This is a genomic window from Bacillus sp. SRI_025, assembly GCF_057592095.1.
Map to the genome: position 1 here is coordinate 118,761 of NZ_JBYEGB010000005.1, position 25,568 is coordinate 144,328.

The following is a 25,568-nucleotide window of genomic DNA, read 5'->3' on the forward strand; positions in this document are numbered from 1 at the left end:
CTATTCCCCCTTTGTGCCTTTCGGTATGTATACAGTAAAGATGGCACCGCCTTCTTTTTGGTTCGCAACTTCAATCCAGCCCCCAAGCTCGTCCAATACTTCTTTCACATTCGCAAGCCCGTAGCCTCGTCCTTCTCCCTTTGACGAATGGCCTCTTGTGAAAATCTGTGACATTTCCTCTTCATTCACTCCATCACCTGAATCTGACACTTCTATGATAATATCAAACCCAATATCTGTGATGAATAGGTCTACCTCGCGCTTCTCCTTATTTAATACAGCTTCAAAAGCATTATCTACGAGATTGCCAATGATGGTGATAAAGTGAGATAGACTTAAATGAGCTGGGAGCGGCTCTAGTGAGCTATTTTCATCAATGTGGAAATGGACTTTCTTCTCAGATGCTTTCCCTAGCTTGCCAAGTAAGATCGCTTGTATTTTAGGAGACCGAATCTGCTTCATGAGTAAATCGTGCTGTCGGTTTTGCAGATGATATTCTTCTTTAATCAAGTCGATGGCTTCATCGACTTGATTCAGCTCAAGCAGGCCTAAGATGGCATACAGCTTATTTGAGAATTCGTGCGTTTGTGCTCTCAGGTCTTCTGAATACTGGCTGACCTCTGTTAATGTATCCAGCAGCTTCGTCAGTTCGGTTTTCTCCCTAAAGCTCACAATCCCTCCGAATACTCGATTGTCCTGCATTACCTTTTTCACATTTAAAACATAGGTTTTATCATTGACGACGGTTTCGATGTTAGGTTCAATCGTCTCTGCCTTTAAATAGAAAAGAAGTTTGGCATTTGGTAAGACTTGATCAATATGAAGGGGCAGTTCTGATGAGACGCGCAGCATATGTTCAGCTGATGTATTCATCATCGTAATCGCGCCTTTCTGGTCAAACGCAATGATTCCTTCTTTTATAGCGAGCAGCATCGCTTCTCTTTCTCGATACAGCGAAGCAATTTCATGCGGCTCAAGCCCTAATGTATCTTTGCGAATACTCTTTGTTAAAAAAATCGCACCGAATATGCCAGGCAAGAGCACAAGAAGGGCAATATAGCTAAGCTTCAATAGCTGATGAGCTGTCGCTTGATCGATTTCCTTTTTTAAAAATTCAACGGTGACTGTCCCAATAATTTCTTCATGCCCTTCTGTTTCTTTCATAATGGGCGCACTGCCTCTGACAACGGTTTCACCATTAGAATCATCAGTGGATATAGAAGTTCCTCCAAATAAGAGGGTACTTCTTCCTTCCGATACACTGATGGTTTTTCCTACGTCCTCATGATTCGTATGAACAAGAACCTTTCCTTTTCGATTGGTAATAAAGATGGCATGTGCTCTTACTTGCTCCTTCATTTGCTCAAGCACTGCCTGTTCTTCATTTTTGGAAGCTGACACGGCCACCGATGCTTTAATGGGCGGCATATATGATATCGTTCTAGCGGTCTGCACCGCCAGCTGTTCAGCTTGTCCCTGCCTTTCCGATGTCTGCAGAAAACCAAAACAAATGGTTAATAATGCAATGACAACAAGCAAAAGCCCGATAATTAACCCCAAAATTTTCGTTTGTAAAGTAACTTTCCTTTTGCCCATCCTCACCGCCACAACCCCTAATTCAGTAGATTCACCCGAATAGACTCTAAGAAAATGATATCATTTTTTCTTACTAAGTTAAGAGAAAATTCTTTCAAACAAAAAAGGACGACTCAGAATCGAGTCATCCCTGTATGCCTATTACGTGATCGATAAACCAGCACTCGCATAGCCTGCTACGGTATTCACTAAGGATAGACCTGTAGCTGATGCAGAGAATACAACAAGCAATCGTGTTTCCGGTGTGACTGGTACATTTAGACCAGTCGCAATACCGTTTGAAATAGCACCCAGTGTTAAAACTCCAGTTAAAGCTGGGGCTAATGTGACACTCGCTACTTGTGTAAAGCTGTTATTTGGTGTCGGTGAAGCGAATAGACTAGCCGTTACGGTAACACTCGTGCCAACTAAAGAAAGAGCTGCTGTTGTGCTGAAATAGCCGGCAAATGACGTGATTGTTCCAGCTCTTGGAACTGAGAACGCCATGTTGATTAGTGTACCCGCAGCGCCTGTTAAATCAATGATTCCGCCTACAATACTGACACCTGTCGCTGAGTTACCAAATCCGATCAAACTGGATGTTCCAACAAGTCCGCCTGCAATTGTTGTCAGGACGGCAGGTGTACCTGAAGCAAACGGAATGATCGCACTCGATCCTGTCACACCTGTTGGACCTGTTGCTCCGGTCGCTCCGGTACCTGTGACGCCGGTGGCTCCGGTTACTCCTGTTGCACCTGTTAAACCTGTAGCACCAGTGGCTCCGGTTGCTCCCGTTGCTCCTGTTGCTCCGGTTACCCCAGTTACTCCTGTTAAACCTGTGGCGCCAGTGGCTCCGGTTGCTCCTGTTACTCCTGTGACGCCGGTGGCTCCGGTCGCTCCTGTACCCGTGACTCCCGTTGCTCCTGTATCACCCGTAACACCAGTGGCTCCGGTTACTCCCGTTGCTCCTGTTGCTCCGGTTACCCCTGTTGCACCTGTTAAACCCGTGGCGCCAGTGGCTCCGGTCGCTCCTGTTATTCCTGTGACGCCGGTGGCTCCGGTCGCTCCTGTACCCGTGACTCCCGTTGCTCCTGTATCACCCGTAACACCAGTGGCTCCGGTTACTCCCGTTGCTCCTGTTACTCCTGTGACGCCGGTGGCTCCGGTCGCTCCGGTCGCTCCTGTACCCGTGACTCCCGTTGCTCCTGTATCACCCGTTACCCCAGTTGCTCCGGTTACTCCTGTTGCTCCCGTTGCTCCTGTATCACCTGTTACCCCAGTTGCCCCGGTTACTCCTGTTGCTCCGGTAATACCTGCGGCGGCCAATAACGTATAGTCTGGGGACGTATCTGGTGTACCTGTTGGTGGTGTTGTATTCACAACATAGGTTCCACCTTCATATGTCACCACTTGACCTACTGGATAGGTTGGGGCTGTAGCTGGGTCAAACGCCAGGATGCCAGTTAATCCTACACCGGTTACTCCGGTCGCACCAGTATCGCCCGTTACCCCGGTGGCTCCTGTTGCTCCGGTTACCCCGGTGGCTCCTGTTGCTCCTGTATCACCCGTTACCCCAGTTGCTCCGGTGGCTCCTGTTGCTCCGGTGGCTCCCGTATCTCCTGTTGCTCCGGTTACTCCTGTGACTCCAGTCGCTCCTGTTGCTCCGGTCGCTCCTGTACCTGTGACTCCAGTTGCTCCTGTATCACCCGTCACCCCAGTTGCTCCGGTTGCTCCAGTTACTCCTGTGACTCCAGTATCACCGGTTACACCAGTTGCACCTGTTACTCCGGTGGCTCCGGTAACACCTGCGGCTGCTAATAACGTATAGTCTGGAGAAGTATCCGGTGTACCTGTTGGAGGCGCTGTATTGACCAGATATGTTCCGCCTTCATATGTCACCACTTGACCTACTGGATAGGTTGGCGCTACTGCTGGATCAAACGCTGCGACTCCGGATAAACCGACTCCAGTCGCTCCAGTCACTCCTGTTGCCCCGGTTTCACCAGTTACCCCTGTTGCACCTGTTGGTCCTGTGACGCCGGTGGCACCAGTTTCTCCTGTCGCTCCTGTGACCCCTGTTGCACCTGTTTCACCGGTGGCTCCCGTACCAGTAGCTCCCGTTGGACCAATTTCCCCCGTCGCTCCCGTAACACCAGTGGCACCGGTTGGACCAATTTCTCCTGTTGCTCCTGTGACGCCAGTGACTCCGGTTGGACCAACCTCTCCCGTTGGTCCTGTCACTCCTGTTGCGCCGGTGGAACCCGTGACTCCTGTACCGGTTGCTCCTGTAACGCCAGTCGCTCCTGCAGCGGCCAATAACGTATAATCTGGTGACGTATCTGGTGTGCCTGTTGGTGGCGCCGTGTTAACAAGGTAGGTTCCTCCTTCATATGTCACCACTTGACCTACTGGATAAGTTGGCGCTACTGCTGGATCAAACGCTGCGACTCCGGATAAACCGACTCCAGTCGCTCCGGTCACTCCTGTTGCCCCTGTTTCACCAGTTACCCCAGTTAAACCTGTTGGTCCTGTGACGCCGGTTGCTCCTGTTTCACCTGTTGCACCGGTTGCTCCTGTACCAGTGGCGCCGGTTGGACCAATTTCCCCCGTTGCTCCTGTGACGCCAGTCGCTCCCGTTTCACCTGTTGCACCGGTTGCTCCTGTGCCGGTGGCGCCGGTTGGACCAATTTCCCCCGTTGCTCCTGTGACGCCAGTCGCTCCCGTTTCACCTGTGGCTCCGGTTGCTCCTGTTCCAGTGGCGCCGGTTGGACCAATTTCCCCCGTTGCTCCTGTGACGCCGGTCGCTCCCGTTTCACCTGTTGCACCGGTTGCTCCTGTGCCGGTGGCGCCCGTAACTCCTGTCGCTCCTGCAGCAGCTAAAAGCGTATAATCTGGGGAAGTATCGGGTGTACCCGTTGGCGATGCTGTGTTTACAAGATACGTCTCGCCTTCATATGTCACCACTTGACCTACTGGATACCCTGGTGCCGCTGCCGCATCAAACGGAACAACTCCAGTTAGACCTACACCGGTAGCGCCGGTTGCCCCAGTCGGACCGGGATCTCCCGTAACACCTGTTGGTCCTGTACCTGTTGCTCCTGCAGCAGCTAAAAGCGTATAGTCCGGTGATGTATCAGGCGTCCCTAATGGCGGTGCTGAATTGACCACATACGTACTGCCATCGTATGTCACCACTTGCCCTACTGGGTAGGCTGATGCTACTGCTGGATCAAATGCCAGAATGCCTGTTAAACCTACGCCTGTTGGACCGATTGGACCTGCTGGACCTGCCGGACCCGCTGGACCCACTGCACCCGCTGGACCTGCTGGGCCTCTTCTTCCTCTCCCGCCTGGTGGACCTTGAATCACACAAACACAAGGATCTTTTCCGCAGCAAGGATTTTTCACTGATTTTCCTGGCTTCCCTGATCTTCCTTTCTTACAACTATCACATTCCCAGCCATCATCCTTATACGCATCATACCAGCTTCCTTTTTGGTAGTGGTCTGTCGAATGAGTTGGATATGTCTTTCCGCATTGTCTACATCTTCTCATAGAATCACCCCCATCCATCGTATTCATCACGACCAAGAAAGGTGTATGTACATTTTTATTTTTATTTAGAAAGATAAAAAGACCTTGCACTCTATGCACAAGGTCTTTCTTTCATTGAAGTCTCATCGTCATTTTCAAATCTTTTCCTACCATACGATAATCAATATCTACCGGACGGATGGCTTCCTTTAATGTTTTCATCCCTTCTCCTTCAAAGAAAGTAGGCGCATCTTTTCCTCCAATGAATAACGGCGCCATATAAATAATGGCTTCGTTCACAAGTGACGCTTCTAAAAAGGACGCGCTCACACTGCCCCCCGCCTCCACAAGTACCGACATGACAGAACGCTTCTTCAGCATGCGTAACACATCATGGATGTCTGTCCGATTTTCTCCGCTTGTGATAAAGACCTGATGTCCTTTTTGCACCAGTTGATGGTATTTTTTTTGATCGTACTTGTTTGAGGTACAAATAATGGTTTCTGCCATATGATCGTTTAAACATTTCGCATGAAGCGGAATCCTTAAGGTGGAATCTAAAATGACACGAATAGGCTGTGTCACGAATGAATCTTTTACAATAAGACCTGCATCATCTTGAATAATGGTTTCGACGCCTGTTATCACAGCATCTGCTTCTTGACGTAATTGCTGCACTTCATTCCTCGCTTCTGTTCCCGTAATCCATTTGCTTTCTTGGTGAGCTGTAGCAATTTTCCCGTCTAACGAAATGGCTGTTTTTAATATGACATATGGAAGATCTGATTGTATGGAATGAAAAAAAGGAAGATTTAAGCTGTCCGCTTCCCGTTTACATATCCCTTCTTCTACTTCTATCCCTGCTTGTTTCAACATCGTGACCCCTTTACCTGCTACAAGCGGATTTGGGTCCCCAGTGGCAATGACCACACGTTTCACCCCGCTCTTTATTATCGCTGCTGAGCAAGGCCCTGTTTTTCCATGATGCGAACAAGGTTCGAGCGTCACATACATATGAGCTCCCTTCGCCTTATCTCCTGCCATTTGCAGCGCATGAATTTCAGCATGCGGTTCGCCCGCCTTCATGTGAGCACCAATTCCAACGATCTCACCTTTTTTGACTACCACTGCCCCGACAAGCGGATTTGGTGAGGTTTGTCCTTTCATGGCCTTTGCGTTGGCAATCGCTAGCTTCATATAAAAAACATCGTCTTTCATGTAAGTCTCCTTTCCTCTCTTTCAAGGGAAAGAACTCCTTCAGGGAATGAAGGAGTTCTATTCTCATGTGCTATATTTTTTCCATCCGTTTCTTTTCAGATCGATCATAGTAAGGCAAGGAATAAAAAAGTTTATAAGATGCTCGTTGTTTACAAAAACAGCATTTGCGACATTCATATTTATTAATGAGGAGCACATGCGGACAATTGAGTACAGACAGACCTTTTTTCATATGTTCCTTGCAAACACTTATCATGAGAATCCCCCGCTTACATTCTTTTTCTTAATGAGAGATTACTTCTTTCGGAAATTGTTCGAATAAGCGTAGTACTTCGGTATGCGTCCCATCTTCTCGAACGTGATAAATCCCACCGTCGTATGAGCTTGCGTATACATCATTGCCTAATTGTCTGATGGCACTAATCCCATTTTGGGCAATTCTAATTGGGCCGGTGTTGACATCCAGCTCTGGATTCCACACTACGATATAGCCCCAATAATCGCCGCTTACAATATAGCCAGAGTCTGTGACTGTGACCGATTTAATCGAATACTGGTGTTCGTTATGCTGGTCTAAAATTCTTCCAGTATGCAAATCAAACAATCTCACATTCTTGTCACGACTGACAATGGCGATACGGTCTCGTTTACTATCAATAAAGACATCATTTAACAGCTCTGTCGCACCGATGTATTCCGCTTTTAAGGATAAACTCTTTTTATCTAAAAGACAGATGGTTCCTTCAACCGCTGCTGTGATGATATGATCCCCTTCTACTTTTAATGCTTTGACCGCACAATCGTGTGCTTTGGAACGGCCGATTTCCTTTAAGTGTTCTGTTGAAATGACATGGACATAACCGCCGTAAGTTCCAATATAAAATTGACGATCCTCCTCGTGGAAATACACGCTGTTGACCGGACCTGTGTTGAGATCAAACGAAACCATTTGCTGTAATGATTCATGAACAATATGCACCTGACTTGCATGGTCTCCCCACGCATAATAGCTTCCATCCCGTGCAACAGCTACTCCATTCGTTAAAACGCCCGTTGATTTAGCAATTTCTATTCCATTTTTTCTGAATTTTCCATCATCTGATGCGGTAATAATATCACCTGCATCAGTCAGCGCAATGTCATTGATAGATGGTGTCGCCATTTCGATCTCATCTGATATGACTTTGCCCTTTTCAATCGACCATTCACAATATGTTTTTCCAAAGCTGGCTCCTAGTATTGACTTCTCATCCTCTGTCCAGACAAGCGAGCGCTCCCACTGATATTTATGAGGCAGCAGCGTATCGACTAAATCACCTGTTTCATAATTCCACAGCTTAATTAAATGGTCGTAGCCTGCTGTCAGCAAGTAATTGCCGCTTGGAGAAAAATTCACGCGCTTGACGCCCTGTAAATGGGCTTTGATGATTTTCTTCTCCTGTAAAGTCGCCGCATCGTAAATAATAACGGTGCCATCATCTCTGCCAAGTGCGAATACTTCTTTTTGATTGCTGCCGCTGATCGTATCCAGCTCATAATCAAACGGGCCGATTTCCCCTACAATTTCTCCGGTCTCATACAGCCATACAAGGACGTATCCATCATCACCTGTTGTGTAAGCTTTATCACCATGTATCCATACAGCTAACACATCTTTGCTATGGCCATGGAATTCTCTTAAAATAGCACCCGTTTCGATATCCCAGACTAAGCATCTTCTATCTCTGGATACCGATACAAGCAAAGTATCCTGTTTCGCAAAAGCGACGGCTTCTACATCATCCGCATGACCAAACAACGTGCGGATTCGTGTATTTGTGCCTGTATCATATAATTGAATGGTATAGTCTGACGATGCACTTGCTAAATACTTTCCGTTTTCAGAAAGAGATATTGAGTTAATGATATGCTCGTGACTGCCAATAAACGTTCCTTCTCCCGTCCCCCGGTTCCACTGATAAATACAGCGGTCATAGCCGCCAGTATAAACGATTTGGTCGTGCTGAGTTGATAAAACAGATGTAATTGGTCCTCTATGCATAGTTTTACACTCCCACCTTTATATGTTGTTTTTGACGAGTCACTAAACGAAAACCAGTAAATCGAAAAACGGGATCTGGGTGCTTCCCGTGTCTTCTTGCGACTCTGCATAAATCTCCACCTCTTGCGAAGGAGCCGCCTTTTAAAATGTAGTAGTCACTTCCGAGTGTTTCCGTTAAATCATCGACGACCTCGATGCCGCCTTCATATACGTGATATTTGGTGTTGACCCATTCCTCGACGTTGCCCCCCATATCATAAAGACCAAATAAGGATCTGCCCTTTTCGTAATGACGGACAGGCGTCGTTTTTTCAATATTTGATTCGTGTGTATTGCAGTAAGAAGGATCAAACTCATCTCCCCACGGGTATTGATTTCTCGTGTTTCCCCGGGCAGCATACTCCCATTCTTCTTCCGTAGGAATCGACACATCCATCCCCAGTTTCCCGCTCAGCCACTGACAGAACGAGAAGGCTTCCTCAATGTCCATGCCCCAAGCTGGATGATCTTTTCCCCCGCCAAGCTCTTCGTTCGTTAAGCTCTCTGGGTATGTCTGTCCTGTTTCATCACAATAGCTTTGATACAGTTCATTGCTGACGACCGTATCTGAGATAAAAAATTCGTTGATATACGGCTGATAGGATGGAAATTCTTTGTACAGCCATTTTTGAAATTTTTTCTCACGGCCGTAGGTTGGATTGAGCAGCTTGTCCTTCCAGTATTCTGATGCCTTTTTCATATCTTCTTCATTACTTCCAATCGTTGCATAGCCGCTTGGAATTTGAATCCAATTGATATCAGGTTTCACGCTTTTCTCCCGCCTTCTTTCAATAAACTCGTCTATTGATTAATTAATTTCTTCTCATCGACCATATGCCCTGAGGCTGCTTTTGCCTTTAAATAGGCTTCATTGTAGAGAGAGGCTTCGACCGTATGATCAAACCGCAAAACAGGAAGACCATAAGCTGCAATAGAATCGACTTTATCTGGATTGTTCGTTAGTAAATGCAAAGGTTTCCCTTTGTTTAAATAGTGCAAAACTGCTGCTGCTTCCTCGTAATGCCGATCATCATCCCCGCAGCCAATCAGACGGTTGGCTTCAAAAGTATCCAGCTGCATTTCCTGTAATTTATACGTCAATGCTTTTGCCATCAGCCCAATAGACCGCCCTTCTTGATTGGCCATATACACCAGCATACCTTTTCCGTAATCGGTGATTTTCTTCAGTGATAATGCAAGCTGTGGACCACAGTCACATTTCAGTGACCCAAACACATCACCTGTTTGGCAGACACTATGGATTCGCACAAGCGGCGGCCGTTCATTTTCAAAGTCGCCAAATAAGAGACAAGAGGAAAAGGTTTGCTGCGCGGTACTCATTTGGACAATCGATTCGATCGTTGGTTTTGTATCCCGTTCAACAGGTGCGAAGGCATACCACTTAAATGGCACTTCTTCATGTTGAATGGAAATTGGCAAATTCACAGGCCCCACGAGCAAATAGTGTTTTTCTTGAAAGGTAAAATGATGAATCATTGATTGTAATTCATCTACAAACTTGTTCATTTGTCTCCCCCCTATTCATCACTGCACCCATAGCGCAGTGATGGAGTGATGAATATGTGTACGCACTCCCTCTGCCTGTGTGCTCCCGCAGAAGGAAATGAATGTGCAGTGTCTCTCATCGCTTTAGACCTTGTCCATTTCCAGTACAAAGGAGCAGAAATCTTGGTTCATATGCTTTTTTGTCAGAGCAGCAAACACCCTTGATTGGCAGGCGCTCTTTCTTAACATGAACACCTCTGCTAGCTTTGAATCACTCACCTTTGTACTAGATTTTGACGGCAATGACATGATGCTGGCTTATTCCGGCCTTCGCTTGTAATGGTGATATGGATACAAGCTCAAGACCTGATGTACAAATTTTTTCGCCAAGCTGAGAATCTGAAAACGAAAAATGAAAACGGCCATCTTCTCCGATTAATCCTGTTTTCCACTCTTCTCCCCAGACAACAAGTGAAAAGACACCGCCTTCATGAAGTAAAGAAGAGACCTGTTTTAAATAACGTTCATGATCATCAGGATGTTGATGATGAAAGCAGCCATGATCTAAAATCAAATCAAACTGCATCCCGCGTCCCTGATCCATGGACCATGACATAAAATCTTGATGAACAAAGTGGACAGGAACTGTTTCTCTTTTCTGTAACCCTTCCCACTCCTCATGCTCATACAGGTCGATACCGACATATGCGGAAAGCCCGCTTAAATGTTCAAGTGCACGGCCGTTGCCGCACCCGATATCCAGTACAGAAGCAAGTGCATTCTTTTCCCTTGAACGCCATGCCTTTAATGACATCACTGCTGCGTCTGTTAAGGATGGATCAGTGGACCACATATCTGTTCTTTGCTCATAATGCTCTTGGAATGCCATGCGCATCTTTTCTAAATACAAACCACTGTCTTCATGGTACAAAGCCTTTTTCATCATGTAACCTCCTTCAATTCACAATCGCCTTTTCGGGCAAAGGTGGTTTTCAAGCCAAAAACCTTATGTTAAAATGAAAGATGGATTTTTTAGGAAAATTTGTTTTGTCTGAAAAAGGAGAGAAGCATCCCACATGTTCACTCTTCTTTTTCAGCATTCATCCTCCTCATATGCAGCCGTTTGAAGGCCGCCTCGCCTCAGCTTGTTCTCTCTTTTTTTCATATGAGTTCACCTCCTTCACCGTTCGATCAACTCACATTCTTCATTGAAACCGCTTTCTCTTTTGTATAAGGACTTAACGCCTTTTGACTATCTCTTGCAAAGTGTTCATAGTAGAAAAACCAATCTACTGTTTAGAATGACTATCATTTTTTCTTCAAGTACATGATTCTTTGCTTTGTTTTAGTAGACCCTTTTGTAACTTAAAGGCGCTTAGGCCTTGGTTTCTGCCACCCCCTTTCAATAAGTTATGCTCCGAATAAACCCGCCAGAATTTTAACAACTAATTCCATATTGACTGGAATAAGCCAAATATATTGTTTTTAGTTTATTTTGTCAACAAATTATTTCCTAAACATTAAAATGAATTTTCTAATTGAAAATACAGGTATTTTTCGTGGTTTTTTGACCTTAAAACAATTATTTCTACACAAAAATACAATTTAAACCAATAGAACTAAGAAATTTATCTACTAAATTACACAAGTTTTTTATTTAATTTTAAATCAAAATAGAAAGATACAATAATTATTTCCCGAATGGTTTTTTGTGATATTTCGACTATTTTTTCTGATTCCCCTTGTTTTTCTTTGGTATAGCGGCATTTTCAATTAGAGAGTTTACTATTTATTCCATACTTCTGTATTTGTTTTTTATCGTAAAAAAGATATATGTCTCTCCTTCAGACATGGAGGCATGAAAAAAAGCCCCTTACAAAAGTAAGAGGCTTTTTCAGTTGGCGTTTACGCCCAGTTTTTCACTTTTTCATGATCTGTGACAAAGAGAAGCACTTTCCCTTCATCTAAATGTTCTTCAAATGTCTCAGCTTCTTCTTTGGTGAAACCAATTTCATGAATTTTATTGCGGAGCTCATCTCCCTTTTTACTAAAGATGTTCCCGACCGCATGTTTAAGTCCAACTTCTCTTGAGCCTATCGTATTGGCATCTGCATTATTTGCAATACGCTCTGTTCGATCATCGTCATGGGATAGAACATAAATGTCCTCTCTTGCAACACCGATTGATTTTAATTGCTCTACATCTCTTTGAAGTGTTTCATCATTTGAATACTCTCTTACAACAGGTTTCATTTTATATTCCTCCTTTAACGTCTTACGAATCTTTTACCCGTCACTTTTGACATTAAACCTTACAAGAGCACATCCAATTTGCTTAATGAGCATACCATGCCTATCGACTTATTTTTGACAAAAAGCCCGTTAAAATGACTAAATTTTCTGAAATATCGTGTTCATTCCTGTTGATTTGTTGTACAATTCTTATACTGGAGGCTAGAAATGAGGGAGAGCTGATGTATTACTTTTCAGCGGAGCAGCAGTTTAATGCTTGGGTTGTCAGTGATTTGGTGAAACAGCTTTTTCAAAAGTGGAATCCTGAAGAAGCGAATACAAAGCCGCTTACATTGTTTGCCGAACAGCACTTTCGCATCTCCATTGATTATCTCTTTTCCATCATTATTAACATTGGAGATATCGAGTCAATTGATCAAGATCCACAAGACCTGTTGTCCTCATATTTGAATATCCTTTTTCCTTTTGTGACGCGCGATATGATGAAAGCCTCCATGCAAAATGCAAACGAATATTTGTTAAAAGAACGTGATGCGGATGTGTATCAGCTGTTTGGCTGTCTCCCGCCGCTCCTCTCTGTATCTTTTCAGAAAAAGTAGTCCCCTTCGATGAGATGGCGGCTGCTTTTTTGTGTGTGTTTTGAAAAGACCGTATGTTTTGAACGAAAAGAAGCATCATGTTAATGTAAATCTAGGCTGTAAGTGAAAGGGAGGATTTGACATGAGACAACAAAAGCAAATTCAATTAGCTAAACGTCCAAAAGGATTACCTACAAAAGATGTTTTTCATTTTGAAACAGTAGATATACCTGTGCCGCAAGATGGAGAGGTCTTGATTCAAACGAAATATGTTTCTGTAGATCCTTATATGAGAGGACGAATGCAGGATACAAAATCCTATACACCTCCGTTCAAGCTAAATGAAGTGATTCAGGGCGGTGTCGTCGGAGAAGTCGTTGAGTCGAAATCGCCACAATTTGAAAAGGGTGATTTTGTCCTTGGTTTCCTTGGCTGGCAAGAATATTCCACTGCCAAAGCTGAATCTCTGACTAAAATTGATCCGTCCATTGCGCCATTGTCCTATTATTTAGGCATCTTGGGGATGCCAGGGCAAACCGCTTACTTTGGCCTGCTTGCGATTGGCCAGCCAAAAGAAGGCGAGACGGTTGTCATTTCTGGAGCCGCAGGTGCCGTTGGTTCCGTTGTGGGACAAATCGCTAAGATCAAAGGCGCACACGTCGTGGGAATTGCCGGATCTGATGATAAACTCGCTTATTTAAAAGAATTAGGCTTTGATGAAACGATTAATTATAAAACAACGAATGATTTAGATGATGCGATTGCAAAAGCCTGTCCTAACGGCGTTGATGTGTACTTTGACAACGTAGGCGGCGAAATTTCAGATGCGGTGATGAATCATTTGAACCGTTTTGCACGCATTCCAGTATGCGGTGCCATTTCTTCTTATAATATTAGTGCGAGCGAAGATATCGGACCGCGTGTGCAAACAAAACTCATCAAAACAAGCGCATTGATGCAGGGATTCATCGTTGCCAACTATTCAGATCGTTTTGGAGAGGCAGCGAAGGATCTCGCACAATGGGTAAAAGAAGACAAACTCACATATAAAGAAACAATCATTGAAGGCTTTGATAACATTCCTGATGCATTCCTTGGACTATTCAAAGGAGAAAATGTCGGAAAACAGCTTGTCAAAATTTCATAACAAAAAGGACCCTTCCACATGGAGGGTCCTTTTCTTATGCCTGCTTGGGCGCAAGCTGTAGCTGGCCTTGTTTATACACAATTTCTTCAAGCGAAAGATTTAGCTTTTTCGCCATTTTTTTCAGCATTGATTGCTCTTGAGGTGTGACAAGACTGATGACTGCGCCTTCTTTTCCAGCACGTCCGGTTCTGCCTGAACGGTGGATGTAGCCCTCTTCATTTGGCATATCTGCATGAATGACATATGGCAGATCATCAATATCGATTCCTCTTGCTGCAATATCTGTTGCAAGGAGGAGCGGGAATTCACGCTGTTCAAATGATTTTAAAATCACAGCACGCTCAGCTTTTTTTGCTTCACTATGAAGGACACCAAGGTCGACATGGTGATACGCTAATTTCTCTGCATAAATGCTTAAGTTCGTAATGTCACGCACAAAAACGAGTGCCTGCATGTCCTCAAGCCGTGATAGCTTTTGCAGTAGTTTCACTTTGTCACGCTGATCACATAACAGATAATAGTGACCCACTTTCTGCGCTTCTTCCTCACTTCTAGCAATTTTCAATACTTCTGGTTCAGATGTCATTTCTTTGATCAGCTGAACGGTTTCTTCTTTCAACGTGGCAGAAAAACAAAGGATTTGTCTTTCTTTTAATGTGGACTTAATGATCGCTTGGATCGTTTTCATATGCTCTGGCACAAGAAGCTGATCTGCTTCGTCTAATACGATCGTTTTGACTTCATGCATTTTCAGTTTCTTGATTTTGATTAATTCTTGTACTCGGCCAGGTGTCGCCACAACGACGTTCGGGTGTTTCTTTAGCTTTTCTTGCTGCTTCTTGATGTTCGCTCCACCAATCAAGGAAACAGCTTTGATGTCTGATCCTTGTTTGAACTCTTGCACGACATCAAAGATTTGCATCACAAGCTCTCTTGAAGGTGCCAAGATTAAGACTTGCGGATGCTTAATATTGACATCAATTTTATTTAAAAGCGGCAGAACATACGCAAGTGTCTTCCCCGTTCCAGTTGGCGATTCTGCGATCACATCACGCTTTTCCGTAATCCACTCTGCTGTTTTTTCTTGTATAGCTGTTGGTTTTTCGAATCCAGCCGCTTGAAAGTTCTCTTGAATAAATGGCTTTGCTTCTTTCAAAAATGCCCAATTTTCCGTCATGTCGATCTCCTTTATCCTCATTCAATCTATCCTTTAGTATCTCAAAATCAGCTTTGAAACGCAATTTTTCTTTTGATGCTTTTATCGAGCCGGACAGTTCGATATAATCATGAGAGGCACTAGCCGTTTTGAATCTATTTGAGGTGTAAAAAATGATATTATCTGTTAAAGATTTAAGTCATGGCTTTGGCGACAGAGCCATTTTCCACGAAGTGTCCTTCCGTTTATTAAAAGGCGAGCATGTCGGCTTAATCGGCGCCAACGGTGAAGGAAAGTCAACGTTTATGAATATTATTACTGGCAAGCTGGAGCCAGATGCAGGAAAAGTCGAATGGGCGAAAAATGTCCGTGTCGGCTATCTTGATCAGCATACCGTGCTAGAAAAGGGAAGAACGATCCGTGAAGTCCTTCAGGATGCATTTTATTATTTATTTTCAATGGAAGCCGCGATGAATGACATTTATGGCAAAATGGGTGAAGCCGATCCTGATGAGCTGGAAAAGCTGTTAGAGGAAGTGGGCGTCATTCAGGATGCACTGACAAACAATGATTTCTATATCATTGATTCTAAGGTCGAGGAAATTGCAAGAGGTCTTGGCTTAACAGATCTCGGGCTGGACCGTGATGTGACGGAGCTCAGCGGCGGTCAGCGTACGAAGGTGCTGCTAGCGAAATTGCTGTTAGAGAAGCCAGAAATTCTCCTTCTCGATGAGCCGACCAACTATTTGGATGAGCAGCATATTGAGTGGCTGAAGCGTTATTTACAAGAATATGAAAATGCGTTTATCCTCATTTCACATGATATTCCGTTTTTAAACAGTGTCATCAACTTGATTTATCATGTTGAAAATCAAGAGCTCACGCGCTATGTTGGGGATTACGACCAATTTAAACAAGTGTACGAAGTCAAAAAGCAGCAGCTCGAAGCAGCCTATAAAAGACAGCAGCAGGAAGTGGCTGAACTAAAGGATTTTGTCGCCAGAAACAAAGCACGTGTCAGCACAAGAAATATGGCGATGTCCCGCCAAAAGAAACTGGATAAGATGGATATGATTGAACTCGCAGCAGAAAAGCCAAAACCTGAATTCCATTTTAAACCGGCACGTACTTCTGGGAAACTGATTTTTGAAACGAAAGATTTGGTCATCGGTTATGATGAACCACTCTCCCGCCCATTGAATTTAAAAATGGAACGCGGACAAAAAATTGCGTTGTACGGTGCTAACGGTATCGGTAAAACGACGCTGCTCCGAAGTCTTCTTGGAGAAATCACACCTATTTCTGGTGAGGTGGAACGTGGAGAATTCTTGCATATTGGCTACTTTGAGCAAGAAGTAAAAGAGCAAAACAGCAATACTTGTATTGAAGAAGTATGGAGCACCTTCCCTTCTTACACGCAATATGAAGTCAGAGCCGCTCTTGCAAAATGCGGATTAACGACAAAACATATTGAAAGCCGTGTATCTGTTTTAAGCGGAGGAGAAAAAGCAAAGGTCCGTCTTTGCAAGCTGATCAACGAAGAAACCAACTTACTTGTTCTCGATGAGCCGACAAACCACTTAGATGTCGATGCAAAAGAAGAACTAAAACGCGCGTTAAAAGAATATAAAGGCAGCGTCTTATTGATTTCTCACGAACCTGAATTTTATCAAGATGTGGCAACCGAAACTTGGAATTGCGAATCTTGGACAACAAAAGTATTATAACGACAAAAAAGCCTTATATCTTCTAAAGATATAAGGCTTTTCTAATTAATGACCTGCTTGGATATTCACCAAATGCTTACGTCCAAGGAGGAGGATGATCATGCCTAAGAGAACCACAGCAGCCCCGACATAATAAGGTGTACTTGCTGTATAGGATTCAGCGAGAACTCCGGCAATCCAAGGAGCAATCGCACCCCCAATAAACCGTACAGCACTGTAAGAGGATGAAGCAATTGAACGTTCAACCGGTGCTGACCCCATCACAGCTGTCGTGAGCACTGTATTGATCATACCGAGAATTCCCCCAGCAATGACAATTCCGCAAATGACTACGACAACATGTGACGTAAATACCCCAATGCCAAGTAAAATCAATGCAAACGAAGCAAACAGAACGACAAGCGAGGTCAATGTCCCCAGTTTGCGATGAATGACTGGCGCTGAGAAGACAGAGGTCACAGCCAAGAATAGCCCCCATCCAAAAAAGACATATCCAAGTCCATGCTCATCAAGATGGAGCACAAATGGCGAATACGCTAAAAGCACAAAGAAACCGAAATTGTATAAGAAAGCGGCAGATGCCATCGTTAAAAGTCCTTTATATTTTAACGCCCCGACAGCCTCAAATAATTTCACTTTTTTCTGCGGCTTTTGCATAGGTGGAAGCATAAAGGTAATCGCTAAAAGAGCAATAAGCATTAACACGGCAACGCCAAAGAAAGGCCCGCGCCAAGAAATTGTGCCAAGCTCACCGCCAAGCAGCGGTCCAACCGATATCCCAAGACCTAGTGCTGCCTCGTATAAAATAATGGCCTTCGCACTTCCTCCAACTGATACACCAACAATGACAGAGAGTGCAGTTGAAATAAATAAAGCATTCCCAATGCCCCATCCGCCTCTAAAGCCAATTAATTCATTAATCGTTGAAGAAGTACCACCTAAAGCAGAAAAAACAATAATAAAAATGAGTCCAACTAATAACGTCCATTTCGCACCAATCCGACTAGAAATAAAGCCGGTAAAGAACATCACAAAGCCGGTCACAAGTAAGTAGCTTGTAAATAAAAGAGAGACCTGGCTTGGAGATGCGTGTAATTGCGATGCAATGGCTGGCAGGATCGGGTCGACGAGTCCTATTCCCATAAACGAAATCACACACGCAAAGGCAACAGCCCAAACGGCTTTTGGCTGCCTAAGCAGACTTGTACGCTGTTTCAACACTTCTTCTTCCTTCATTCCATCAGAACCTTTCCTTCAAATGTTGACAAAATAAAATAAACACGCAGAGGTGTTTATTTTTGTAATTGCTCAATTGCATGAGCCGCTCTTTCTTTCATTGCTTCAAGATCCTTTTTAAAGGATTGAATCGTTTCAAGCTTTTTTGTAATCAATTGATGCTGTATGTTGAGCTGCGCATCAATATCTAAAAGCTTCTCTAATCGTTCCTTCGGATCAAGCGACAGCAAGTAGCCTTCTTTATTCAGCTCTAGCTGCTTTCCGATTTCCATAAACGATTGAAGCTCCTGTAAAGAAAAGCCGAGTACCTCTTTTGCCTGCATCACTTTCTCCAGCTCTTCCATATCGTCCTCTGAGTAAAGTCTGACACCGCCCTCAGTCCGCTTTGGTGCTGATAATAAACCAATCTCTTCATAGAAACGAATCGTCCGTTTTGTCAGTCCGCTTCTTTTCGCCACTTGATCAATTTTCATCCATTCCATCGCCAGTGCCTCCTGCTCATCAATTCATGTTTTATTATACACCTTTATAACCTTAACGTAAACGTCAAAGTTTTAACACTTGATTTATTCCATATGTTATCGCAAAATAAATAGTAATAATTACGATTTACAGGAGGTACTATATGCGCTCATTTCCACCTAAAGTAGAACGGCACCAGCTATTTGGATCAGTACCGCCAAGTCTTGGCACAAAGCCTTGGCAAAAAGAGGACATGTCTGACATTCAAAAAACAGAGCAGGACTTTTATTTTCATCTTGAACAAGTCGGGATCTGCCGCATGTCCTATCCCATACATATCGTATCTAAAACAGCACCACAGCGCCAAACAACCACTGCTGAATTCTCACTGAGTACATCCCTGCCAGCCCATCAAAAAGGCATTCATATGAGCCGTCTCACTGAACAGCTGCACTCGTTTTATGAAAGCAGCAAGCCGCTTGATGTGAATACCCTAAAAGATTTGACGGTCGCGCTCGCCCGGAAAATGAATCAATCCTCTGCTTCCGTTCAAGTTTCCTTTCCATGGTACATGGAAAAACAAAGTCCAGTCACCGGGCAGTCAGGCTTGATGCATGCGACTGTCAAATATGACGTCCATTTTCATGAAAAGGACGGATGGACCTGTCATGTGGGCTGCGATGCACAGGTCACAACATTATGTCCCTGTTCCAAAGAAATCAGTGAATATGGTGCCCATAATCAGCGCGGGTCTGTTTCCATTCAAGTAGAGTTGTTTGAACAAGCAGCGCTCCCTGACGACATCAAGGCCGTTCTTTTACATATCATTGAGTCCAATGCGAGCGCACCGCTTTATCCCGTGCTCAAAAGACCTGATGAAAAGAAAGTGACAGAAGAGGCTTATGAAAATCCGCGCTTTGTAGAAGATATCACAAGATTAATTGCCATAGAATTATATGAGCAGCCATGGATCAAAGGCTTTCAAGTCGAGTGTCGTAATGAGGAATCCATCCACCAGCATGATGCGTATGCCAAATGCTCCTATCAAAAAAACCTGTAGATCGCTCTACAGGTTTTTGTTTCCACATCTTTATTCATTCATTTCCTCAATCATAAGAGATAGTTCTGTCCAGCGGTCCATTGCTTGTTCTAGTTCTTCCGCAACGGCTTTTTGTTCGTCCATCAGCTCTTGAATTTTCCCAAAATCACTGCCTGCCTCTGCAATGCTGGCTTCGAGCTGCTGATGTTTTTCTTCTAATGCTTGTATCCGGTCTTCAATCCCGTCCCATTCAAGCTGGTCTTTATAAGAAAGTTTTTTTCTCTTTTTAGGCGCAGCTTCTACTTGTTTTTCAGCAGGCTTTGTCTCTGTCCGCTTCTGCTCTTTTTCCTGTTCCATATAATCGCTGTAAGCACCTTGGAAGTGTGAGATTCGCCCATTTCCTTCAAAGACAAGCAGGCGGTGAACCACTCGGTCTAAGAAATAACGATCATGGGACACTGTGATGACGACGCCAGGGAACTGTTCTAAATAATCCTCTAAAATACTGAGGGTCTCTGTATCAAGGTCGTTCGTCGGCTCATCTAAAAAGAGAACATTCGGCTCTTCCATTAAGACCTTCAATAAATATAATCTGCGGCGTTCTCCCCCTGACAGTTTACGAATATACGTCCGCTGCATCGATCTTGGGAAAAGGAAGCGCTCCAGCATCTGCTCTGCTGTTACAATGGCGCCATCAGACGTCTTGACGATCTCAGCTGTTTCCTTGATGTACTCAATGATGGTCAGCTCATCATTCATTTCCTTGTGATCCTGCGTGTAGTAACCAATACGAACGGTTTGTCCAATGGTCAATTGTCCTGAAGTCGGTTCAATCTTACCTGCTAGACAGTTCAGTAAAGTGGTTTTGCCGACTCCATTCGGTCCGATAAATCCGATACGATCGCCCGGCACGACTAAATCTGTAAACCGCTCCACAAGAGTCTGGCCAGCAAATGAAATTGATAAGTCTTCTGCCTCTATCACTTGTTTCCCCAAGCGGTGCGAGCCGATGGCAAAATCAAGCTCTCCCTTCGCATCAGGTCCTTTTTGATCCTTCAGCTCTTCGACTCTGCCAATACGTGCTTTTTGCTTTGTCGTTCTTGCTTTTGCTCCTCGCCTGAGCCATGCAAGCTCTCGTCTAAGCAAGTTTTGACGCTTCGTTTCTTTCACCTGAGCTTCTGCTTCCCGCTCTGCTCTTTTTTCTAAAAAGACTTCATAATTTCCTTTATACGTATAAAGCTGTCCTTGATTTAACTCATAAATCCGATTGGCCACCCGATTTAAGAAATAACGATCGTGCGTCACGAGGATGACAGCACCGCTATATTGGCTTAAGTATCCTTCAAGCCATTCAATCGTTGCATTATCAAGATGGTTGGTTGGCTCATCTAAAATCAACAAACCAGCAGGCTGAATTAAATTTTTAGCAATGGCGACACGTTTTTTCTGTCCGCCTGATAATGCATATACAGAGCGGCTTACATCTTTCACGCCAAGCTTTGTCAAAATCGTTTTGGCTGAAAGGTTCGCATCCCAAGCATCTTCTTGATCCATTCGATTTTGCATGCGCATCAGTGCCTCTTGTTTTGCCTCATTTTGCGGATCATGCTCTAAATCGGCGAGTGCCTTTTCATACGCCTTCATCGTTTGAATCATTGGTGCCGTTCCCGAAAAAATATAGTCAAGAATCGTTTCATTCCCGCTCATTTCAGGATCTTGTTCGAGAAATTCGATATCAAGTGTCCCTGCCTTCGTGATGTCACCTTCCTCAAACGATTCAAGTCCTGCAATGACCTTTAGAAGCGTTGACTTCCCTGTTCCATTTGGTCCAATCAATCCGATGCGTTCCTTTGGTTCTATATGAAAAGAAATATGATCAAACAGCGTTTTCTCGCCATAGGTTTTATATAATCCTTCAACATTCAATAAACTCATTTTATCAGCCCTTACATAGATTCTTTCTTTATTTTAAATCAGCCAGTAGCAGAAAACTAGTTTTAAAAAACCCGCTGCTGAAAAGAATGTTTCCTTTTGATGCTCGATACACTATGAAGAGGTGATCTAAAGATGATAACCATTAGCTTATGTATGATTGTGAAAAATGAAGAGGAGGTGCTGGCGGACTGCCTTTCGTCTGTTCAAGACATTGTCGATGAGATGATCATCGTTGATACAGGATCAACAGATCAAACGAAGGAAATCGCTCATTCCTTTTCAGCAAAAGTGCTGGATTTTGAATGGGTCCAGCATTTTGCAAAAGCACGCAACTTTGCTTTCTCACATGCAGCGAAAGAGTATATTTTATGGCTCGATGCTGACGATGTTCTCCTTGAAGAAGATCGCCAAAAACTGCTTCAGCTCAAACAGACACTTGATCCCTCGGTGGATGCTGTTTCGATGTTTTATCATGTGGGATTCGATGAAAACGGTCGAGTCAATTTCAAATATAGAAGAAATCGCCTTGTGAAGCGTTCCTTGAACTTTCAGTGGTACGGGGCCGTTCATGAGTTTCTTCAAGTGTATGGAAACATCCTTCCTGCAGATATCGCCGTCACACATCAAAAACGCAAGAAAACAACTGCTGGTGAGCCTGGGCGCAACTTGCGAATTTATGAAGACATGCTGGCAAAAGGAGAGGATATGACACCCCGTGATCTCTTTTACTTTGCCAATGAATTAAGAGACAACGGGCAGCATGTCAAAGCGATTCGTTTTTATCATGAATTTTTAAACACAAAACAGTGCTGGATTGAGGATGAAATCCGCACATGCCAATATTTAGCGGACTGCTATTATGCGGAAGGCTATGAGGAAGCAGCCTTATCCTCATTATTACGTTCCTTCTTATATGATCAGCCCCGGCCAGAATTTTGCTGCCGGATCGGGGATCATTTAAAAATACAAAATAAACATCAAGCAGCCATCTTTTGGTATGAGCAGGCGCTGAAGGCTCCTGAAAATGAAACAGCCTTCACACTGACACAATATAAAACGTGGTATCCTCACCTTCAGCTTTGCTACTGTTATTATCAGCTCGGCAACCTGGAACAAGCCAAAATACATCATCGCGCCTCCTCGGCCCATCATCCAACTCATCCAAGTGTGCTGTACAATGAAAAAATATTTGCTGAACAGACATAGATTGTCTGACACCACATCCGCCTTCGATCTCTCGGCGGATGTTTCTTTTTAAAGGCTTATTCGGTTGTGAGGTTTAACACTTTAGTGATTTAAAGCGTTTTTCAACCAATTGACTAAATTGTCATTTGCGCATATACTAACATTCGTCTTACGAAAAGATGTATCCATTAGGAGGTCAACATGAGTTCTTTATTTCGAAAAAAATCTCTCGACCAGCTCATGCTTGAAAGTCAAACGAAGCGGCTCAGCCGTTCTTTGAATACGTTTGATTTAATCTTGCTTGGCATTGGCTGTGTGGTCGGGACTGGGATCTTTGTCATTACGGGGGTTGCTGCTGCAAATGATGCAGGACCTGCGATTATTATATCTTTTATTTTGGCTGCGATCGCATGCGCCCTTGCTGCTTTTTGCTACGCTGAATTCTCCTCATCCATTCCTGTGTCAGGAAGCGTCTATACGTATTCCTACGCAACACTTGGAGAATTTCTCGCCTTCTTAATGGGCTGGGATCTCATGCTTGAATATGTCATTGCGCTCTCTGCTGTGGCAAGTGGATGGTCGTCCTATTTCCAATCACTGCTCAGCGGATTCGGTCTTCACATACCGAAGGCTTTATCAGCTGCACCTGGAGCCGCTGACGGAGCCATCTTTAACCTTCCAGGCGCACTCATTATTTTGCTCATCACCTTTATCGTCTCAAGAGGCGTCAAAGAAAGCACAAAGCTGAATAACATCATTGTGCTGATCAAAATCGCCATCGTCTTACTCTTTATCATCTCAGGCTTTGCTTACGTCAAACCTGAAAACTGGACACCGTTTATGCCAATGGGCTTTAACGGCGTGATTGCAGGCGCGGCAACCGTCTTTTTTGCTTACCTCGGATTTGATGCGATCGCTAATGCATCTGAAGAGGTCAAAAATCCGCAAAAGGCGATGCCGGTTGGGATTATCGGAGCGCTCGGTGTTTGTACCATTTTATACATCGGGGTTTCCTTTGTCTTAACAGGCATGGTTCACTATACGAAGCTGAATGTCAGTGATCCTGTCGCATTTGCTCTTCAAGTGGTTGGCCTGAATAGTGTGGCGGGTATCATATCAGCCGGTGCTATTATTGGGATTACCACGGTTCTCATTGCCTTGGTATATGCACAGGTTCGCTTAACCTTTGCGATGAGCCGCGATGGGCTTATGCCAAATATTTTCTCAAAGGTTCATCCAAAATCACAAACGCCCGTTGCCAACACTTGGCTGACAGGTGCAGTCGCAGCGTGTATCGTAGGTTTTGTGAATTTATCGACGCTTGCGAATTTAGTCAGCATCGGTACACTAGCAGCCTTCACGGTGATTTCCATTGCGGTCATCATTTTACGGAAAAAACATCCGAATCTTAAAGCAGCGTTTAAAGTACCGTTCGTGCCTGTGCTTCCGATTATCAGTGCGATCATTTGTATGACATTGGCTGCCACACTGAAATGGGAGACATGGAGAGCCTTCCTCATCTGGATCGCCATCGGTGTTGTTGTCTATTTCACCTATGCAAGACGAAAAAGCCATCTGAATGAAACAAATTAGAAAAGAGACTCGGGGATTCCCGGTCTCTTTTTTTTCTTAAACCACGCTGTTTTTGACTGAATTTGAGTCCACCATATCTGGATCTAACACGCTTGAAATCGGAATGACAAGCGGTGAACAATCTCCATTGTCCTCACCAAAACCTTGATTCAATTTCATCGAGAGAAAATAATCAATCTGCTGATAAGGTCCTAGCGTCAGTGATGCACCCCGATCCATTGCATTGATTTTAAAAGCACCGACATTGACGACTGAAGGTGAGAATAACATCACACGTCACTTCCTTTGAATGGGTTTAGCTGCTGGTGAAAAAGAGGCAGGTGAGTCCACTTGATCTCGATCATCTACATGGCTTTTTGTACCGACAAAACCGCTGGCATCTCCAAAATTCTGTCCGTAACCCTGATTTTTTTTATCTGAGTTTTGCCACTCTGCTAACAAATTTTGTCCGACATTCACCGCCGACGCATTTTCAAAGGAATTAATTTTTAACATGAAAATATTAATATTGATATACGGAGTTGGTTGAACCACAGATAAACCTCCTTTTTATAGGTATATGCAAGCACCCATCAAGTATGTTAACGGGAGGTCTTCACATGGACTTCGAAAAAATGAAACAGTGGATGGATATTGCCCAGCAAATGCATGGAGATGATTTTTGGAAAATGATCTTCGACGATGAGCAAAGATCCCCCTTTATGGCAAACGGTCCATCTCCATTTACATTCACACAGCAGGATCAGCGGGGATCAGATGCGTCGTTTCCACCAATCGACATGGTGGAAACTCCTACAGAAATTCAATACTTAATTTACTTGCCTGGCTACCGAAAGGAAGATGTTCAGGTGTTATCATATGGTGAATATTTGGTTGTGAAAGGACAGCGTTTTTCCTTTTTTAACGAGCAGGACTTTCGCCAAAAGCAAGGGAAGTATGGTCCGTTTGAAAAGAAAATCCGCCTTCCAGAAATGATTCTTGGTCAAATGAATGCTGCCTTTAAAGACGGTGTACTTTACATCCGCCTGCAAAAGGATGAAGGAAAAGCGACTGCTATCATCATAGATGACGAATATTGATACTCACTGCGTCTATTTGATCACGATCATCAATTGTTTCAATTGGCAGGATCGTGATCACGCCATCAGCATTCTGTTCCCCAAATCCATTGTTTCGTTTGATCGTACTGCAATGATTGCGAACAAACGTCGAGCCGAACGTCATGGATGATCCTGTGCCAATCGAATTCGTTTTCATATGGGCAATGTGAATCTGAGTAGGCAGCATGTGCTTCTCCCCTTTCTTGTCATCTCTATAAGTATATATCAGATAGCTTTTCCATAG

General features: G+C 44.0%; 22 protein-coding genes. 7 read left to right on the forward strand and 15 right to left on the reverse strand.

The window, feature by feature from the left end; genetic code table 11:
- From AC20OE_RS15100 to AC20OE_RS15135, 8 genes are all read right to left on the reverse strand, one after another.
- On the reverse strand, positions 1-1,596 hold the full coding sequence (locus AC20OE_RS15100; RefSeq protein WP_474892793.1) for a sensor histidine kinase: 1,596 nt from the start codon (positions 1,594-1,596) through the stop codon (positions 1-3).
- A gap of 141 nt (positions 1,597-1,737) precedes the next feature.
- Entirely contained in the window at positions 1,738-5,130 is a 3,393-nt protein-coding gene (locus tag AC20OE_RS15105) for an exosporium glycoprotein BclB-related protein (RefSeq protein ID WP_487268949.1), read from the reverse strand.
- 111 nt (positions 5,131-5,241) lie between these two features.
- Entirely contained in the window at positions 5,242-6,327 is a 1,086-nt protein-coding gene (gene ribD, locus AC20OE_RS15110) for a bifunctional diaminohydroxyphosphoribosylaminopyrimidine deaminase/5-amino-6-(5-phosphoribosylamino)uracil reductase RibD (protein ID WP_487268950.1), read from the reverse strand.
- Between the two features lie 283 nt (positions 6,328-6,610).
- The gene (locus AC20OE_RS15115; protein ID WP_366207008.1) at positions 6,611-8,368 is read right to left on the reverse strand and encodes a WD40 repeat domain-containing protein; all 1,758 of its coding nucleotides are present in this window, start codon (positions 8,366-8,368) and stop codon (positions 6,611-6,613) included.
- Positions 8,369-8,372: 4 nt separating this feature from the next.
- On the reverse strand, positions 8,373-9,176 hold the full coding sequence (locus AC20OE_RS15120) for a formylglycine-generating enzyme family protein (protein ID WP_039177089.1): 804 nt from the start codon (positions 9,174-9,176) through the stop codon (positions 8,373-8,375).
- Positions 9,177-9,208: 32 nt separating this feature from the next.
- A complete protein-coding gene (locus AC20OE_RS15125) occupies positions 9,209-9,934 on the reverse strand; it encodes a GTP cyclohydrolase II (protein WP_034282729.1) in 726 nt (241 codons plus the stop codon).
- A 265-nt stretch (positions 9,935-10,199) separates the two neighbouring features.
- Complete coding sequence (locus tag AC20OE_RS15130; protein ID WP_058837806.1) at positions 10,200-10,856, reverse strand: class I SAM-dependent methyltransferase; 657 nt, start codon at positions 10,854-10,856, stop codon at positions 10,200-10,202.
- A 962-nt stretch (positions 10,857-11,818) separates the two neighbouring features.
- Positions 11,819-12,166 (reverse strand): YflT domain-containing protein, encoded by a 348-nt coding sequence (locus tag AC20OE_RS15135; protein ID WP_039177084.1) that lies wholly within the window; start codon positions 12,164-12,166, stop codon positions 11,819-11,821.
- 221 nt (positions 12,167-12,387) lie between these two features.
- Between AC20OE_RS15135 and AC20OE_RS15140 the strand changes: the two genes are divergently transcribed.
- On the forward strand, positions 12,388-12,765 hold the full coding sequence (locus AC20OE_RS15140) for a YfmB family protein (RefSeq protein ID WP_041087183.1): 378 nt from the start codon (positions 12,388-12,390) through the stop codon (positions 12,763-12,765).
- A 121-nt stretch (positions 12,766-12,886) separates the two neighbouring features.
- Positions 12,887-13,891, forward strand: a complete 1,005-nt coding sequence (locus tag AC20OE_RS15145; RefSeq protein ID WP_487268951.1) for an NADP-dependent oxidoreductase — start codon at positions 12,887-12,889, stop codon at positions 13,889-13,891.
- Between the two features lie 34 nt (positions 13,892-13,925).
- On the opposite strand, the gene AC20OE_RS15150 is transcribed toward AC20OE_RS15145, so the two are convergent.
- Positions 13,926-15,068: a DEAD/DEAH box helicase gene (locus AC20OE_RS15150; RefSeq protein ID WP_059376779.1), complete on the reverse strand. Its 1,143-nt coding sequence runs from the start codon at positions 15,066-15,068 to the stop codon at positions 13,926-13,928.
- Between the two features lie 152 nt (positions 15,069-15,220).
- Between AC20OE_RS15150 and AC20OE_RS15155 the strand changes: the two genes are divergently transcribed.
- Positions 15,221-16,774: an ABC-F family ATP-binding cassette domain-containing protein gene (locus AC20OE_RS15155; protein WP_059376776.1), complete on the forward strand. Its 1,554-nt coding sequence runs from the start codon at positions 15,221-15,223 to the stop codon at positions 16,772-16,774.
- A 45-nt stretch (positions 16,775-16,819) separates the two neighbouring features.
- Here AC20OE_RS15155 and AC20OE_RS15160 read toward each other — a convergent pair whose 3' ends face one another.
- Positions 16,820-18,010 carry an MFS transporter gene (locus tag AC20OE_RS15160; protein WP_059376773.1) on the reverse strand — a complete coding sequence of 397 codons (1,191 nt, stop codon included), beginning with the start codon at positions 18,008-18,010 and terminating at the stop codon, positions 16,820-16,822.
- A gap of 56 nt (positions 18,011-18,066) precedes the next feature.
- Positions 18,067-18,492: a MerR family transcriptional regulator gene (locus AC20OE_RS15165; RefSeq protein ID WP_041087175.1), complete on the reverse strand. Its 426-nt coding sequence runs from the start codon at positions 18,490-18,492 to the stop codon at positions 18,067-18,069.
- A gap of 143 nt (positions 18,493-18,635) precedes the next feature.
- Between AC20OE_RS15165 and folE2 the strand changes: the two genes are divergently transcribed.
- The gene (gene folE2 / locus AC20OE_RS15170) at positions 18,636-19,532 is read left to right on the forward strand and encodes a GTP cyclohydrolase FolE2 (RefSeq protein WP_106025858.1); all 897 of its coding nucleotides are present in this window, start codon (positions 18,636-18,638) and stop codon (positions 19,530-19,532) included.
- Positions 19,533-19,562: 30 nt separating this feature from the next.
- Here folE2 and AC20OE_RS15175 read toward each other — a convergent pair whose 3' ends face one another.
- Positions 19,563-21,446, reverse strand: a complete 1,884-nt coding sequence (locus AC20OE_RS15175; protein WP_487268952.1) for an ABC-F family ATP-binding cassette domain-containing protein — start codon at positions 21,444-21,446, stop codon at positions 19,563-19,565.
- 132 nt (positions 21,447-21,578) lie between these two features.
- Between AC20OE_RS15175 and AC20OE_RS15180 the strand changes: the two genes are divergently transcribed.
- Positions 21,579-22,652, forward strand: coding sequence for a tetratricopeptide repeat-containing glycosyltransferase family 2 protein (locus AC20OE_RS15180; protein WP_059376766.1), 1,074 nt, complete (start codon positions 21,579-21,581; stop codon positions 22,650-22,652).
- Positions 22,653-22,832: 180 nt separating this feature from the next.
- Positions 22,833-24,224, forward strand: a complete 1,392-nt coding sequence (gene bcaP, locus AC20OE_RS15185) for a branched-chain amino acid transporter BcaP (RefSeq protein WP_487268953.1) — start codon at positions 22,833-22,835, stop codon at positions 24,222-24,224.
- A gap of 36 nt (positions 24,225-24,260) precedes the next feature.
- On the opposite strand, the gene AC20OE_RS15190 is transcribed toward bcaP, so the two are convergent.
- Both AC20OE_RS15190 and AC20OE_RS15195 read right to left on the reverse strand, forming a co-directional pair.
- The gene (locus tag AC20OE_RS15190; protein WP_024424583.1) at positions 24,261-24,494 is read right to left on the reverse strand and encodes a hypothetical protein; all 234 of its coding nucleotides are present in this window, start codon (positions 24,492-24,494) and stop codon (positions 24,261-24,263) included.
- 6 nt (positions 24,495-24,500) lie between these two features.
- A complete protein-coding gene (locus AC20OE_RS15195; protein ID WP_003213975.1) occupies positions 24,501-24,758 on the reverse strand; it encodes a hypothetical protein in 258 nt (85 codons plus the stop codon).
- A gap of 65 nt (positions 24,759-24,823) precedes the next feature.
- Here AC20OE_RS15195 and AC20OE_RS15200 point away from each other — a divergent pair, with 65 nt between their 5' ends.
- The gene (locus AC20OE_RS15200; protein ID WP_039177065.1) at positions 24,824-25,303 is read left to right on the forward strand and encodes an Hsp20/alpha crystallin family protein; all 480 of its coding nucleotides are present in this window, start codon (positions 24,824-24,826) and stop codon (positions 25,301-25,303) included.
- Here the strand turns inward: AC20OE_RS15200 and AC20OE_RS15205 are convergent.
- On the reverse strand, positions 25,284-25,511 hold the full coding sequence (locus AC20OE_RS15205; protein ID WP_039177063.1) for a hypothetical protein: 228 nt from the start codon (positions 25,509-25,511) through the stop codon (positions 25,284-25,286). The genes AC20OE_RS15200 and AC20OE_RS15205 overlap by 20 nt on opposite strands.
- Between the last annotated feature and the right edge of the window lie 57 nt (positions 25,512-25,568).

Excerpts from the sequence above, each read along its gene's own strand:
- AC20OE_RS15125 (WP_034282729.1), bottom strand. The coding sequence starts at position 9,934 with ATGAACAAGTTTGTAGATGAATTACAATCAATGATTCATCATTTTACC.
- ribD (WP_487268950.1), bottom strand. The coding sequence starts at position 6,327 with ATGAAAGACGATGTTTTTTATATGAAGCTAGCGATTGCCAACGCAAAG.
- bcaP (WP_487268953.1), top strand. The coding sequence starts at position 22,833 with ATGAGTTCTTTATTTCGAAAAAAATCTCTCGACCAGCTCATGCTTGAA.
- AC20OE_RS15130 (WP_058837806.1), bottom strand. The coding sequence starts at position 10,856 with ATGAAAAAGGCTTTGTACCATGAAGACAGTGGTTTGTATTTAGAAAAG.
- AC20OE_RS15150 (WP_059376779.1), bottom strand. The coding sequence starts at position 15,068 with ATGACGGAAAATTGGGCATTTTTGAAAGAAGCAAAGCCATTTATTCAA.
- AC20OE_RS15205 (WP_039177063.1), bottom strand. The coding sequence starts at position 25,511 with ATGCTGCCTACTCAGATTCACATTGCCCATATGAAAACGAATTCGATT.
- AC20OE_RS15145 (WP_487268951.1), top strand. The coding sequence starts at position 12,887 with ATGAGACAACAAAAGCAAATTCAATTAGCTAAACGTCCAAAAGGATTA.
- AC20OE_RS15180 (WP_059376766.1), top strand. The coding sequence starts at position 21,579 with ATGATAACCATTAGCTTATGTATGATTGTGAAAAATGAAGAGGAGGTG.
- AC20OE_RS15155 (WP_059376776.1), top strand. The coding sequence starts at position 15,221 with ATGATATTATCTGTTAAAGATTTAAGTCATGGCTTTGGCGACAGAGCC.
- AC20OE_RS15135 (WP_039177084.1), bottom strand. The coding sequence starts at position 12,166 with ATGAAACCTGTTGTAAGAGAGTATTCAAATGATGAAACACTTCAAAGA.
- AC20OE_RS15165 (WP_041087175.1), bottom strand. The coding sequence starts at position 18,492 with ATGGAATGGATGAAAATTGATCAAGTGGCGAAAAGAAGCGGACTGACA.
- AC20OE_RS15200 (WP_039177065.1), top strand. The coding sequence starts at position 24,824 with ATGGACTTCGAAAAAATGAAACAGTGGATGGATATTGCCCAGCAAATG.
- folE2 (WP_106025858.1), top strand. The coding sequence starts at position 18,636 with ATGCGCTCATTTCCACCTAAAGTAGAACGGCACCAGCTATTTGGATCA.
- AC20OE_RS15105 (WP_487268949.1), bottom strand. The coding sequence starts at position 5,130 with ATGAGAAGATGTAGACAATGCGGAAAGACATATCCAACTCATTCGACA.
- AC20OE_RS15100 (WP_474892793.1), bottom strand. The coding sequence starts at position 1,596 with ATGGGCAAAAGGAAAGTTACTTTACAAACGAAAATTTTGGGGTTAATT.
- AC20OE_RS15160 (WP_059376773.1), bottom strand. The coding sequence starts at position 18,010 with ATGAAGGAAGAAGAAGTGTTGAAACAGCGTACAAGTCTGCTTAGGCAG.
- AC20OE_RS15140 (WP_041087183.1), top strand. The coding sequence starts at position 12,388 with ATGTATTACTTTTCAGCGGAGCAGCAGTTTAATGCTTGGGTTGTCAGT.
- AC20OE_RS15190 (WP_024424583.1), bottom strand. The coding sequence starts at position 24,494 with ATGTTATTCTCACCTTCAGTCGTCAATGTCGGTGCTTTTAAAATCAAT.
- AC20OE_RS15115 (WP_366207008.1), bottom strand. The coding sequence starts at position 8,368 with ATGCATAGAGGACCAATTACATCTGTTTTATCAACTCAGCACGACCAA.
- AC20OE_RS15175 (WP_487268952.1), bottom strand. The coding sequence starts at position 21,446 with ATGAGTTTATTGAATGTTGAAGGATTATATAAAACCTATGGCGAGAAA.